The sequence below is a fragment of the Candidatus Hydrogenedentota bacterium genome (assembly GCA_016791475.1).
GTDB lineage: Bacteria > Hydrogenedentota > Hydrogenedentia > Hydrogenedentales > JAEUWI01 > JAEUWI01.
The window spans coordinates 1-602 of the sequence record JAEUWI010000329.1 but is presented as its reverse complement, the minus strand read 5'-3'; the positions used below and the strand labels follow the sequence as shown (position 1 = coordinate 602).

Here is a 602-nt window from a genome sequence, read left to right as displayed (position 1 = left end):
CGTTCTTTACGTGCGCTGCCGAGCACACGTTCAGCGACAACTACTCGTTTGACGCCGAAGCGTTGCTCATCGCTGGCAACGGCGACGTGGGCAAAGTCAGTTACTACAAGGGCAAGTTTGAGGCTTACCAACGCACTTATGTCCTCACTGATTTCCTCCAAGTGTCACCGCGGTTCTTGTTTCACATCCTCGATGGAAAATTGAAGGACACTGTTTCCAAGCAGAAACTCGGAAACACGATGCCATACATCAAAGTCGGGATGCTGACCGACTTCGAAATGCCCGTCCCCCCGCTGGCCGAACAGCAGCGGATCGTCGGCGTACTGGACGAGGCGTTTGAGGGTATCGCGACCGCCCAAGCAAACGCCGAAAAGAACCTTCAGAATGCCCGTGCGCTGTTTGATGCCTTTTTGAATGCCGTCTACACGGGAAACGGCGGGTCCGATTGGCCCAAGCGTCGACTCGGCGATGTGTTTGAGATCGGCTCCAGCAAGAGAATTCACGAACGTGATTGGTCACCCAGTGGCGTTCCGTTTTACGGAGGAAAAGAAATCGTCAAGTTGGCAAAGTTCGGCCACGCGGTAAGCAACGCCTTCATTTCC

General features: G+C 54.3%; 1 protein-coding gene. It reads left to right on the top strand.

What is annotated here, in order from left to right:
• Window positions 1-602: restriction endonuclease subunit S (locus JNK74_29510; protein ID MBL7650312.1), on the top strand; the 602-nt coding region annotated here is incomplete at both ends.